The sequence below is a fragment of the Aliihoeflea sp. PC F10.4 genome, from assembly GCF_054612275.1.
Map to the genome: position 1 here is coordinate 537822 of NZ_JBTSWH010000001.1, position 12584 is coordinate 550405.

General features: G+C 61.1%; 15 protein-coding genes. 6 read left to right on the forward strand and 9 right to left on the reverse strand.

All coding sequences use genetic code 11. The features are described 5' to 3' along the window. Positions 1 to 68 precede the first annotated feature (68 nt). Positions 69 to 1082: a class I SAM-dependent methyltransferase gene (locus tag ACX82Z_RS02580; protein ID WP_459911593.1), complete on the reverse strand. Its 1014-nt coding sequence runs from the start codon at positions 1080 to 1082 to the stop codon at positions 69 to 71. A 44-nt stretch (positions 1083 to 1126) separates the two neighbouring features. Further along, complete coding sequence (gene lgt, locus ACX82Z_RS02585) at positions 1127 to 1963, reverse strand: prolipoprotein diacylglyceryl transferase (protein WP_459586586.1); 837 nt, start codon at positions 1961 to 1963, stop codon at positions 1127 to 1129. Positions 1964 to 2157: 194 nt separating this feature from the next. Between lgt and ACX82Z_RS02590 the strand changes: the two genes are divergently transcribed. From ACX82Z_RS02590 to ACX82Z_RS02605, 4 genes are all read left to right on the forward strand, one after another. After that, positions 2158 to 4140: an oleate hydratase gene (locus ACX82Z_RS02590; RefSeq protein ID WP_459586587.1), complete on the forward strand. Its 1983-nt coding sequence runs from the start codon at positions 2158 to 2160 to the stop codon at positions 4138 to 4140. A 95-nt stretch (positions 4141 to 4235) separates the two neighbouring features. Next, complete coding sequence (locus ACX82Z_RS02595; protein WP_459586588.1) at positions 4236 to 4508, forward strand: accessory factor UbiK family protein; 273 nt, start codon at positions 4236 to 4238, stop codon at positions 4506 to 4508. Positions 4509 to 4867: 359 nt separating this feature from the next. Beyond that, complete coding sequence (locus ACX82Z_RS02600) at positions 4868 to 5368, forward strand: type III secretion system chaperone family protein (protein WP_459586589.1); 501 nt, start codon at positions 4868 to 4870, stop codon at positions 5366 to 5368. A gap of 143 nt (positions 5369 to 5511) precedes the next feature. Beyond that, on the forward strand, positions 5512 to 5871 hold the full coding sequence (locus tag ACX82Z_RS02605) for a tRNA-binding protein (RefSeq protein WP_459586590.1): 360 nt from the start codon (positions 5512 to 5514) through the stop codon (positions 5869 to 5871). Between the two features lie 6 nt (positions 5872 to 5877). On the opposite strand, the gene ACX82Z_RS02610 is transcribed toward ACX82Z_RS02605, so the two are convergent. From ACX82Z_RS02610 to ACX82Z_RS02625, 4 genes are all read right to left on the reverse strand, one after another. Beyond that, complete coding sequence (locus ACX82Z_RS02610; protein WP_459911595.1) at positions 5878 to 7197, reverse strand: ATP-binding protein; 1320 nt, start codon at positions 7195 to 7197, stop codon at positions 5878 to 5880. Positions 7198 to 7348: 151 nt separating this feature from the next. Continuing rightward, positions 7349 to 7825, reverse strand: coding sequence for a RidA family protein (locus tag ACX82Z_RS02615; RefSeq protein ID WP_459586591.1), 477 nt, complete (start codon positions 7823 to 7825; stop codon positions 7349 to 7351). Beyond that, complete coding sequence (locus tag ACX82Z_RS02620; protein WP_459586592.1) at positions 7822 to 8526, reverse strand: response regulator; 705 nt, start codon at positions 8524 to 8526, stop codon at positions 7822 to 7824. The genes ACX82Z_RS02615 and ACX82Z_RS02620 overlap by 4 nt, the downstream gene beginning before the upstream one ends. Before the next feature lie 30 nt (positions 8527 to 8556). After that, complete coding sequence (locus tag ACX82Z_RS02625; protein ID WP_459586593.1) at positions 8557 to 9090, reverse strand: MarR family winged helix-turn-helix transcriptional regulator; 534 nt, start codon at positions 9088 to 9090, stop codon at positions 8557 to 8559. Between the two features lie 270 nt (positions 9091 to 9360). On the opposite strand from ACX82Z_RS02625, the gene ACX82Z_RS02630 reads away from it, so the two are divergent. Both ACX82Z_RS02630 and ACX82Z_RS02635 read left to right on the forward strand, forming a co-directional pair. Then, on the forward strand, positions 9361 to 10251 hold the full coding sequence (locus ACX82Z_RS02630; protein ID WP_459586594.1) for a branched-chain amino acid aminotransferase: 891 nt from the start codon (positions 9361 to 9363) through the stop codon (positions 10249 to 10251). A gap of 144 nt (positions 10252 to 10395) precedes the next feature. Further along, on the forward strand, positions 10396 to 11034 hold the full coding sequence (locus tag ACX82Z_RS02635) for an MBL fold metallo-hydrolase (RefSeq protein WP_459586595.1): 639 nt from the start codon (positions 10396 to 10398) through the stop codon (positions 11032 to 11034). 85 nt (positions 11035 to 11119) lie between these two features. Here ACX82Z_RS02635 and ACX82Z_RS02640 read toward each other — a convergent pair whose 3' ends face one another. The 3 genes from ACX82Z_RS02640 to ACX82Z_RS02650 form a co-directional block, all read right to left on the reverse strand. Then, a complete protein-coding gene (locus ACX82Z_RS02640; RefSeq protein WP_459586596.1) occupies positions 11120 to 11563 on the reverse strand; it encodes a BA14K family protein in 444 nt (147 codons plus the stop codon). 208 nt (positions 11564 to 11771) lie between these two features. Then, a complete protein-coding gene (locus ACX82Z_RS02645) occupies positions 11772 to 11984 on the reverse strand; it encodes a cold-shock protein (protein ID WP_459586597.1) in 213 nt (70 codons plus the stop codon). Positions 11985 to 12364: 380 nt separating this feature from the next. After that, entirely contained in the window at positions 12365 to 12577 is a 213-nt protein-coding gene (locus ACX82Z_RS02650) for a cold-shock protein (protein ID WP_252913784.1), read from the reverse strand. Positions 12578 to 12584: the final 7 nt, after the last annotated feature.

A 12584-nucleotide genomic window follows, 5' to 3' on the forward strand; every position in this document is an offset into this window, starting at 1 on the left:
GGCCTGTCCTCGTGATCCCCACCGGCGCGCGATGGTGGGGGAGGGTGGGGGTGGTGTCAATCGCGCGTTCAAACGGGCGGCAGGCCGTTGACTTCTCGCGCCACGATCAAAACCTTGAAGAGGTTGCCCATCTGGTCCGGGCCGGCAAGTCTTTCAACCTCGCCCGTCAGTTTTTCGCGCAACGCACCGTTGCCGCCGCTGCCCAATTGCCCGGCGCGTTCGAGAAGGCCCATGCCGACGAGGAATTCGCCCTGCGTCATCATGCGGGTTTCTAGCCCTGCGGCGTTCGCTGTCGCGGCCAGCGCGGCGAAATCGACATGGCTGGTCAGGTCAGCGTGTCCGGGTTCCTCCAGCACATCCGCGTAGCCATGGGCGCGCATCGCCTGCAAGGTATCGCCGAGGCCGGAAGAAAGATGCCCGTAATCGATGAAGATCGCCGCGCCTCCCTGCGTTGCGATTCGCTCTGAAACGGCCTGCATCAGCGCCGTGCGCGCTGGCGCGACCTCGAAGATCGCACCGTCATCGGCTTCGTTTGCGCCGTGCGGCATCAGGTCCGGCTCGATCGCGCCCGCGCCGGCCACGAATGTCAGGCTGCCGTCGTCGTCAAGTCCGACGCAGCGCTCGCGCCAGCCCTTTCCCGTCTTGACGAATTGCCGGATCGGAACCGCGTCGAAGAGTTCGTTGCCGACGATGAAAAGCGGCGCGTCCGGCAGTTCGGATATGTCGCGATGCCATGACGCCGAGCGTTCACTCAGCGTCTCCTTCTGGATCTGCGTCAGGCGCGGGCTCGTCTCGATCAGCGCGCGCGCGATCTTTGCGGCGTTCGGCAGCCGTTTCCATGTCCGAGCCATGTCCCGCGCCAGCGTGCCGCGTCCCGGCCCGATTTCGGCGAAAATCGCGTCCTCAGGCTCACCGCCTGCCTGCCAAGCCGCGTAGAGCCAGACCGCCAGCAACTCGCCGAACATCTGGCTCACCTCCGGCGCGGTGACGAAATCGCCCTTCGCGCCGAATGGCTCGCGCGTCGTGTAGTAACCCTCTTTGGGATCGAACAGGCTGAGCGCCATATATTGCGAGACAGGCATCGGCCCCGCCTCGGCAATCAGTTCGGCGATGCGGCGCTTCAGGTTCACGCGGATTTGCGCGCCCGCAGGATCGACCAGAGGCCGATCAGCACCAGCGGTACGGACAGCACCATCCCCATCGTCAGCCAGCCGCCGAGAAGGTAGCCGATATGCGCGTCCGGCTCACGGAAGAACTCGACGAAGATGCGCGACAAGCCGTAGCCGGCGATGAAGACGCCCGCGACGGTGCCGGGCCGTTTCAGAGCCTTGCCATTGTGGACCAGCACGAACAGAACGACGAACAGCACGAGCCCTTCGAGGATCGCCTCGTAGATCTGGCTCGGATGGCGCGCGAATGGCCCGCCATTTGGGAATACCACGGCCCACGGCACGTCGGTCGGACGGCCCCAAAGTTCGGAATTGATGAAGTTCGTCAGCCGCACCAGCCCGAGGCCGACAGGCGCGCCCGCCGCGATCACGTCGAACAGGCTGAAGGTGGAAAAGCCACGACGGCGCGCAAACAGGATCATCGCAACGGTGACACCCGCCAGTCCGCCATGGAACGACATGCCGCCCCGCCAGACCGCCAGCGCCTCCATCGGATTGGCCGCGTATCGCTCGAAATCGTAGAACAGCATATAGCCGAGCCGCCCGCCGATCACGACGCCCGCCGCCGCCCAGATCAGGAAGTCGTCGATGTCGACCGGCTTGATCGGCGCGATGTCGTTCGGCCACAGCGCCGGCTTGGCGATCAGGTGTTTGGCGTACCACCACGCAAACAGGATGCCGATGACGTAACCCAGCCCGTACCAGTGGATCGCAAGCGGCCCGACCTGGACGATGACCGGATCGATGTTCGGAAAGGCGAGGGCGGAAAGCGGCAAAGCGAGATAGTCGGGCAAAATATGCTCTCCGGTGGATGCGTCGGCACATATGGCGCGGGGGCGTGATGCCGGTCAAGGCGAAGACGATGCGGTGCGTTTTCGCAAGCACGTTGGCCGGGAAATTTTAACGCTGTCACAAAAACGACAGTGGAAATCTCGTTAGTTGCTTGCAAATGTTGTTACGGGGGCAATTGCTCGAAAGGTGAATTTGCATGACCAAGGCGAAATCTTCCTTCTCCGACGATCGTAAACCTTTCCACGTCGAGAACGACACGACCTCCGGCTACTGGCATCACCGGCCCGAAAACACGCTTCCGCCGCCGGACATGATGGGCGCTTACATGCGCAACCGGCCCGTGATCGAGAACAAGGTCGAGGGGCGCAAGGCCTGGATCATCGGCAGCGGCATCGCCGGCCTTGCGGCAGCGTTCTACATGATCCGCGACGGCGGCATGGACGGCAAGGACATCACCATTCTCGATGCGATGAATGTCGAGGGCGGCTCGCTCGACGGCGCAGGAAATCCCGACGACGGCTACATCATCCGGGGCGGCCGGGAGATGAACTGGAACTACGACAATCTGTGGGACATGTTTCAGGATGTTCAGGCGCTGGAACTGCCCGAAGGCTACAGCGTCCTCGACGAATACCGGCTCGTCAACGACAACGACCCGAACTATTCGAAGGCCCGCCTGATGCACAAGCAGGGCGAGATCCGTGATTTCTCGACGCTGGGCCTGTCACGCTCGCAGCAATGGGAACTCATCCGGCTGCTTTTGAAGCGCAAGGAAGAGCTCGATGACATCACCATCGAGCAATATTTCAGCGCCGGCTTCCTGGAGACCAATTTCTGGTATCTGTGGCGCTCGATGTTCGCATTCGAGAACTGGCAAAGCCTGCTCGAAATGAAGCTTTACATGCACCGTTTCCTCGACGCTCTCGACGGGCTCAAGGACATGTCTGCGCTGATCTTCCCCAAATACAACCAGTATGACAGCTTCGTGCGGCCGCTGGTCGAGCATCTGAAGAAAAAGGGCGTCAAGGTCCAGTTCGGCACCCGTGCCTACGATCTCGATTTCGAAACCGAGGGCGATACGCGAACGGTCACAGGCATCCGCGCGAATGTCGACGGCAAGGACGAGGTGATGGCCGTCGGCGCGGATGACGTGGTTTTCGCGCTGACCGGCTCGATGACCGAAGGCACCGCCTATGGCGACATGGAAACGGCTCCGAAGCTCGAACGCGGTCGCCACGAGCCCGGCGAGACGAGCGACTGGATGCTATGGAAGAATCTGGCGAAGAAATCGCCGGTGTTCGGCAAGCCGGAAAAATTCTACGGCGACACCGAAAAGTCGATGTGGGAATCGGTCACTCTCACATGCAAGCCCTCGCCATTCGTGGACAAGCTGAAGGAATTGTCGGTCAACGATCCGTATTCGGGCAAGACCGCGACCGGTGGCATCATCACCTTCACGGATTCGAACTGGGTCCTGAGCTTCACCTGCAACCGCCAGCCCCACTTCCCGGACCAGCCCGGCGACGTCCTCGTCGTGTGGGTCTACGCGCTTTTGATGGACAAGGACGGAAACTATGTGAAGAAGCCGATGCTGGCCTGCACCGGACGCGAAATCATCGCCGAGCTTTGCTATCATCTCGGCATCGAGGATCAGATCGACGCAGTCGTCGCCAACACCAAGGCGCGCCTTGCGCTCATGCCCTACATCACTGCGATGTTTATGCCGCGTGCGGCGGGCGACCGGCCGCATGTCGTGCCGGCCGGTTGCACTAATCTGGCGCTGATGGGCCAGTTCGTGGAAACGTCGAACGACATCATCTTCACGATGGACAGTTCGATCCGGACTGCGCGCGTCGGCGTCTATACTTTGCTCGGCCTTCGTAAGCAGGTGCCGGACATCAGCCCCGTGCAATACGATATCAGAACGCTTCTGAAAGCCGCGCGGGCGCTCAACAATGAAGAGCCGTTTCCCGGCGAGCGCCTTCTCCACCGTCTGCTCGACAATACCTATTTCGCGCATATCCTGCCGCCGCTTCCCCAACGGGATGGTTCTCTACGCGAAAAGGCGCAAAGCGAATTGTCGGGGTTGCTTGGCAGCGGCGAGCAGGCCGTTGGCCGTGTCTTCGACTGGATGGAAAAAGTCCGCGAGAATTTCGGCCGCCGAAAATCGGGGGACTAAGACGGCCCGGCGGGTCTGACGAGCGGTTCGCTTTCGCTTGCAATCGGGCCGGGCGGCGACTACCTCAAACGAAACGCTCAAGCGGAGTTGAGATCATGTCGACTGGCCCAAATCGCATTCTGGACGAATTCGCCCGGCTGATGACCGACGCTGCCGGTGCGGCGCAAGGCGTTCGCCGCGAATTCGAAACCGCGTTTCGCGGGCAGGCCGAGCGCATCTTGAATTCCATGGACCTCGTCCAGCGCGAGGAATTCGAAGCGGTGCGCGAAATGGCTCTGAAGGCGCGTGCCGAAAACGAGAAGCTCGCCGCTCGAATCGAGGCGCTCGAAGCGCGTCTTGGCGAAAAAGTGAGCGAACCCACCGCCTGATCTGCCCCAGCGTCATCGCGGCGCAAGTTTCGCGCAAGGATTGCGGGCCTGTTTCTCCACAGGCCGCGAGCGCGAAAAGACCTTTTCAGTGAATCGCTTAAGCCTTCCTTCATTTTTGCCACCCCGCGACTATCCACACCTTGCTCGCGCCTCGATCCCAAAAGGGGCTGTTCACGCGACTCGGCTTCAATAGACTGAATCTACAGCATGATTCGGAAGCGCCCGGCGGCGCTCCAATCAGGTGGAGGCGACGGGGCGGTGCGAATCGCCCGGTCGGAAAATGAGATTTCAGTCCGCGTTGGGGCGGGTCCGGCGGTGCGCAAAGCGCGGCGGGGCGGAACGGGAAAGCAAAGATTTTGATGAGCCTTCTGGAACTCGATATCGCCCGCGATCTTCATCCTGTGGATGTGATCGAGCATGTCGCGAACACCAACGAATGGTCGTTCGAGCGCACGGGGTCGGACGAGATTGCGATCTCGGTCGCCGGAAGCTGGACGGACTACCACGTCTCATTCTCCTGGATGGAGGATTTCGAGGCGCTGCATCTGGCCTGCGCATTCGACATCAAGGTGCCCGAAAATCGCACGCTGGAAGTCATGCGGCTCCTGTCGCTGATCAACGAGCAGATGCTGTTCGGCCATTTCGACCTTTGGGAGCAGGAAGGCGCGATCATGTTCCGCCAGTCGCTGCTTCTTTCGGGCGGAGCCGAGCCGACCAGCCAGCAGGTGGAAGTCCTTCTCCATTCCGCGCTCGAAGCTTGCGAATGCTACTTCCCCGCGTTTCAGTTCGTCGTCTGGTCCGGCTCGAGCGCCAAGGACGCGCTTGCAAACGTGTTGTTCGAGACGAAGGGCAACGCGTAAATTCAGGTGAGGGCGGCCTGCAAACCGCTGCTTTCTGCGCTTCCGGTGCTCACGTACTGATGTACGCTCCGCTCCGGTTCTCGAAATCAACCGTTTTCGGCTCACCCTGACCTGAATTGGCCAATCACCATCGGAACAGATCAATGTCCGTAAGTGTCGACCTGAAGCCCGAGATCACCTTCGACGATTTCGACAAGGTCGACATTCGCATCGGCACGATCGTCGAGGCTGAGACGTTTCCAGAAGCACGCAAGCCTGCCTTCAAGCTGCGCATCGATTTCGGTGCCGAGATCGGCATCAAGAAGACTTCGGCCCAGATCACGAAGCATTACGAGCCGGATGATCTCGTCGGGCGGCAGGTCATGGCGGTAGTCAACTTCCCGCCGCGCCAGATCGGCAAGTTCATGTCCGAGGTCCTGACGCTCGGCTTCCCGGACGAAGAGGGCGAAGTCGTGCTGGCCGCGATCGACAAGCGGGTCCCCAACGGCGGACGACTTTTTTAAAGTCGTTTACGCCGGCAGCCTGATGACCGCCCGCAATCCGCCGAGAGGGCTTTCGGCAAGGGTGATGTCTCCGCCATGCGCACGCGCGATATCGCGGGCGATCGAAAGCCCAAGGCCCGTACCGCTGGCATCCTGATTACGCGCGTCGTCGAGCCGCACGAACGGCTTGAAGACGTCTTCGCGGCGATCCTCCGGAATGCCCGGTCCATTGTCGTCGACGACGATCCGCAGAGATCCGGCCGAGTGGGTCGCGACAATTTCGACCTTTTTGGCATAGCGGAAAGCGTTGCCGACGATGTTGTTCATCAATCGCGAGAACGCGATCGGGCGCACGGTTATGGCCGACTTTCCGGTGAGCTTCGTCGTCAGCTTGCGTTTGTGCAGCTTGGCTTCGCGTTCCAGCTTTTCCAGGAATTCTTCCAGATCGAAAAAGCCGGTCTCCTCGGACGCGTCGCCGCGTGCGAAGGCGAGGTAGCCCTCCAGCATCGACTGCATGTCGTCGATGTCCTTTTCCATAGGCCCGGTGTCCATCTTCGAGCCCGCCAGCGCCAGTTGCAGCTTGAAGCGGGTCAAAATGGTGCGCAGATCGTGGCTGACGCCGGTCAACATGGTCGTGCGTTGTTCGATCTGACGCTCGATGCGCTCGCGCATCTGGATGAAGGCGCGACCGGCGCGTCGCACCTCGTCGGCCCCGCGCGGTCGGAAATCGGCCGGCATCGGGCGTCCCTTGCCAAAGCTTTCGGCGGCTTCGGCAAGCTGCAATATCGGGCGGATCTGATTGCGCAGGAAGGCGACCGAGATCGACAGCAGAACCAGCGACGTACCCGCCATCCATAGCAGGAAGATATGCGTGTTGGACGCATAGGCCTGACTGCGCCGCGCGAAGACGCGCAGCACGCGGTCCTGCAATTGCACGCGGATTTCGACGACGTTGGAATTGCCGACCGTATCGAGCCAGAAGGGGCGGCTGATCTGCCTGTTGATCTCCTGGCTGAGCGAATTGTCGAGGATCGAGAACCACGGTTTCGGACCGGGTGCGGGCAGCGGGTCGAGCGGCAGGAGATCGATCTTGAGGCCCAGCCGGTCCTGCGCGATGCGGATCACGTTGGAGTAGTTTTCGCCCGGCGGATAGGTCTCGATCATGTCGATGATCGCCGAGATGTCGCGCACGACCGCAGCTGAAAGACGCTGCGTGACCGTTTGCCAGTGGCGCTCCATGAAGACGAAGGCGACGACCGACTGGAAGAGGATCATCGGCGCAATGACGATAATTAGCGAGCGGGCGTAAAGCCGCTTGGGCATGTAACGCGCGATGCGGCGCGACATGCCGCGCCACGCGGACACCGCGCTCTCGCCAAATGTCGGCGCGCTGCGCTCCTTCGCCTCGTGTGTCTGCTCGGTCAATTCAGAACTTGCCATGCCGGTCCCTGCCGCCGTCCGGTTCGAGTTTAGGCGACCGCGCGGCCAAGCTCAAACGTCACTTTGGCGCAGCCGCGATGGCGCGCAACTCGACCAACCCGCCCGGCACGATCAACTCCGACACGCCAATGGCGGTCCAGGCCGGATAGGGATCGGAAAGATATCGGTCACGCACGCGCATGAACGTTTCCATATGTGCAGCCATGTCGACGTGATAGCTCGTCAGTTCCACGATGTCGGCCAATGACGCGCCCGCTTCTTCAAGTATCGCGCGCAGCGCCTCGAAGGCCGTTGCGAACTGCGCTTGCGGGTCGCGCACCGCGACGAGCGAGGCCAAAGATGCATCGTCGCCCGCAGCGCTTTTGCCGGCTCCTGAAAGCGCGCCCGTCTCCGCGATGTCGGGTGCCTTGCCGTCGACGCTGGTGCCGATGATGCCCGAACAGAAGATGAAGCCGTTCGAGATGACCGCAGGCGCGAAATGCCACTGGTCGTAGACCGGCTTTAATTCCACCGGAACGATCGTCCGGCGTGTCATTCCACGCTCAGCCGGTAGCCGACGCCGCGCACGGTTTGCAGCCAGATCGGATTTGACGGGTCTTTCTCGATCTTGCGGCGCAGGCGGTTGATCTGCACGTCGATCGTGCGCTCGCCGACTTCGGAACCATCGCCGACCAGTTCGTAGCGCGGGATCGTCTCGCCTGCGCGTTCGGCGAACATTGCGAGGATTTCCTGTTCGCGATCCGTCAGGCGCAGCAGTTCGCCGCCGCGCTTCAGTTCGCGGCGGGTGATCTGGAACGTGTAGGGACCGAAAACGATCTGCTCGACCTTCGGCGTCGCCTGCGGCCCACCGCGGCGCAGGATCGCATTCACGCGCAGGATCAGTTCGCGCGGATCGAAGGGTTTCGGCAGATAATCGTCGGCGCCCGCTTCAAGTCCCTCGACCCGATTGTCCGTCTCCGACAGCGCCGTCAGCATAAGGATCGGTACGTCCTTTTCCTCGCGCAGGGATTTCGTCAGTTCGACGCCGGTTTCGCCGGGCATCATGACGTCGAGTATGATCAGATCGAAGTCGAGGCCCGAGAGCTTGCGCCGCGCTTCGTCCGCCGAACCGGCGATCGTCACCCTGAAGCCGTTCTCGCCGAGAAACTGCTGTAACAGGCTGCGGATGCGTGTGTCGTCGTCGACGACGAGCAGATGCGGGGCGTCGTCGTCTGGAATGGAAGAAGATTCGCTCATGGATGTTTCCTTCGATAGTCCGCCCGTAAACTAGTCCGTCCGCGCCGGTTTTCCATCCTGTTCATGGCCGACTGCGGGAAGCTTGTCGATCTGCGCGCGCAAATGCGGATCGACCATCGATTTCAGGAATGTCTCGATGACGGTGCGATCGTTGATTTCAAGGCTATCGAGTGCGCTCGCGATGCGGCGGGACTGTGGCGCTGCCAGCGCCAGCGCCAGATCGCGCCCCTTGGCGGTGGGGTAGAGTTCGCGCTGCCGCCGGTCGCGAAGGCCCTGAATCTGGACGATGTAATCCATGTCGATCAGTTGCTTGAGCACGCGGGCAAGGCTCTGTTTCGTGATCTTCAAAACGTCGAGGAGTTCGGCCACCGTCAGGCCCGGCATGCGGTTGACGAAGTGGACGACGCGGTGGTGCGCGCGCCCGAAACCATAGGTGTCGAGGATCTGGTCGGGATCGGAGGTGAAGTCGCGATAGGCGAAGAAGAAGAGCTCGATCAGCGAGAAATCGAACCCGTCATCCACGGTCAGCGGCGTACGGATCGCCTTTTCCAATGCATCCCCCATCAGGTCACCTTTCGCGCAGCCGAGCGGGCCGCATCCTTGCCAACCTATCGTGATCCGAAATTTATGTCAGCCTTGTTGACTTAAATTGCATGGGCTTGTAACTTTTGCCAATCTTTTCGCCAATTGACGAACGAAAAGGCAAGTCCAAACGGAATTCGACGGAATTTCCTTCAATTTGCCTTATGCTTCGGGTCAATCTGGCGAGGATGCAGCCACGGACTGCAACTTCAGCTCTAGACCGAAAGGGCCACCGGCCCACGGGAGGTTTTCATGGCATCCGTTCCTTTTGATCAACTGGACGGCCATATCTGGATGAACGGCGAATTCGTCAAATGGGCGGACGCCAAGATACATGTGCTCACGCACGGGCTACATTACGCCAGCGCCGTATTCGAGGGCGAGCGCGCCTATGGCGGCGAGATTTTCAAGCTGACCGAGCACACCGAGCGCCTGCATGAATCGGCGCGTCTGCTGGGCTTTCAGATTCCGTATTCGGTGGCCGAGATCGACGACGCCTGCCGCCAGCTTCTGGTGAAACAGGGCTTTTCCGACGCCTATGTCCGCCCGATCGCCTGGCGCGGGTCGGAGATGATGGGCGTGTCGGCGCAGACGAACCGCATCAATTGCGCGGTCGCGATCTGGCAATGGCCGAGCTATTTCGATCCCGAGCAGAAACTCAAGGGCATCCGTCTCGACCTGGCCGAGTATCGCCGGCCTGATCCGCGCACCGCACCCTCGAAGTCGAAGGCCGCCGGCCTTTACATGATCTGCACGCTTTCCAAGCACGCGGCCGAGGCGAAGGGCTATGCCGACGCGCTGATGCTCGACTGGCGCGGGCAGGTGGCCGAAGCGACCGGCGCGAACGTCTTCTTCGTCAAGGACGGAGAGCTTCACACGCCGACGCCCGACTGCTTCCTCGACGGCATCACGCGCCGTACGGTCATCGATCTTGCGCGTCGGCGCGGCCTTAAGGTCAACGAGCGCGTGATCATGCCGGAGGAAATGGAAAGCTTTACGGAATGCTTCCTGACCGGCACGGCAGCGGAAGTCACGCCAGTTTCGGAAGTCGGTTCCTACCGGTTCACGCCGGGCGAAATCTCGGCCACGCTGATGAACGATTATTCGGCCGAAGTGCAGCCGAAGGCCATCGCAGCCGAATAATCGCGCCGAATCTCATGCGCAGGCGAGGGCGGCTTTGGCCGCCCTTTCCTTTTGGCCGCTCATGAAGGCGCGCAGCACTCTTGTCCGCGCCCTTGCAATCGGCCCGGTTTCTCCTCAGTTAGGACGCAACAAAAGGAGATTTTCATGGGTCAGCTTCGCGCCGGGATCGTTCCCGTCACGCCGTTTCAGCAGAACTGCACCATCCTGTTCGACGACGAGACGAAGGCGGGGGTCGTAGTCGATCCGGGCGGTGACGTACCGGCGATCGTCAAGGCCATCGAGGATAACGGCCTGACGATCGAAGCCATCTGGATCACGCATGGCCACCTCGACCATGCGGGCGGCGCGATGGAACTGAAGGACGCGCTCGGCGTCGAGATCGTCGGCCCGCACGAGGCCGACGCTCCGCTTTTGTCGCGCATTGCCGAACAGGCGCGCACATATGGCATTCCCGGCCTTGCGAACTGCACGCCTGATCGTTTTCTGACCGAGGGCCAGACGGTCGCATTTGGCGACCACATATTCGAAGTGCTGCACTGCCCCGGTCACGCGCCCGGCCATGTCGTCTTCTACAATCGCAACGCCAAATTCGCCCATGTCGGGGATGTGCTCTTTTCCGGCTCGATCGGTCGCACCGATCTGCCGGGCGGCGATCACGCCACGCTGATCCGCTCGATCAAGGAAAAGCTCCTGCCGCTCGGCGACGAAATCGGCTTCATTTGCGGCCACGGGCCGGGCGGCCGCTTCGGCGAGGAGCGCCGCAACAATCCGTTTCTGACCTGACGGCAGCGTCAACGAAAAAACCCGCCTTGCGGCGGGTTCTTCCGGATCAGCCTCGCATATCGAAGCTTGTTTTGTGCTTGGATACTCAGTTCGCCACGCAGAAATGGCGTACGCCGTCATAGCCCATGAAGGTGCCGCTTTGCGCATCGAAGGACCGGTAGCGGTCCGAGCAGTAGCGATACCAGTCGCGCGTCCATGGCTCGAAGCTCGAATAGCGCTCGACATAGACGGGGCGCGGCTGTTCATAGACACGCACCGGTCGCTCATAGGCAGGAAGCGGGCGTGCGTAGCGCGGCTCGTCGTAACGGTCGTAATAGGCATCGTCGCCATAGCGATAGACGACATCGCCCTGACGGTTCGCGTTTCCGATCAGCGCACCGGCGGCAAGGCCGAGCGCGCCGGCAGCGACGATCGCGCCGGTGTTGTCGCGATAGCGGCGGTGATCATGCGCACTTGCAGGCGCGATCGCGACCAGCGTCGTCGCAGCGATCAGCGCCGAGGCGGCAGCAGTTTTCACAATGTTGTTCATCGATCCTACTCCTTCGCCGGACCAGCAATCCCGACGCCGGCGTTGTTGAAGAGATAGGATTTTGAACATGAATGGCGGCTGAACGGTGTCCATGCCGCCGATTCATCACCAGTTGCGCACGGACCCGGCGTGCGCATGACGGTCCCTGGGTATGCGGCGCACACGCTTGTCGGTGAACGCCGCTCGAAACGAGACCTGGTGCCGCCGATCAGCCGATCGTCAGATTGACGGCCTTTGGCCCCTTGCCGCGCTTGTCTGGCTCGGTCTCGAACGAGACCTTCTGGCCGTCTTCCAGTCCCGGCAGGCCGGATGCCTGCACGGCCGAGATATGGACGAACACGTCCTTTTGGCCATCGTCCGGCGTGATGAAACCGAAGCCCTTGGCGTGATTGAAAAACTTGACTGTTCCACTTTGCGACATGGGAAGTTCCTCTCTCCCGGATTTTACGTCAGGCGTGTTCGGCACCTGAAAATCCGGCCCGTTGATTTATCGATGCGGGGGTGGGCAGTGCGCTCGTGCGGGAGAAGAAACAGGCCAGCGCGTACGGGGTCGTCATCAAAACCCTCTTCTTACGCGGTCGAGCCGGATGGACAGGGCAAGCGATCATGGTCGTCTGGTCGATCCGGTCATTCTATTCCAGTCTCCGGGCTGGCAGTTGCCCGAACGTCAAGACTGTCCCGCATTTTTTCACATACGGCAACAAAAAGTTTGATTTACATGTTAAGCGAATTGTGCGTGCAAACAAAAAGCGCCACGAATCGCGGCGCTTTTCAAAACGTTCAGCACAAGGCTGGAAGCGATCAGGCTTCCTGAAGGTTGACGGCCTTCGGGCCCTTGCCCATACGGTCCGGCTCGATGTCGAACGTGACCTTCTGGCCGTCGACGAGGGTGCGCAGGCCGGACTTTTCGACTGCCGAAATGTGGACGAAAACGTCCTTGGCGCCGTCGTCAGGCGTGATGAAGCCGAAACCCTTGGTGGTGTTGAAGAACTTTACGGTGCCGCTCTGGCTCATTTTGGGA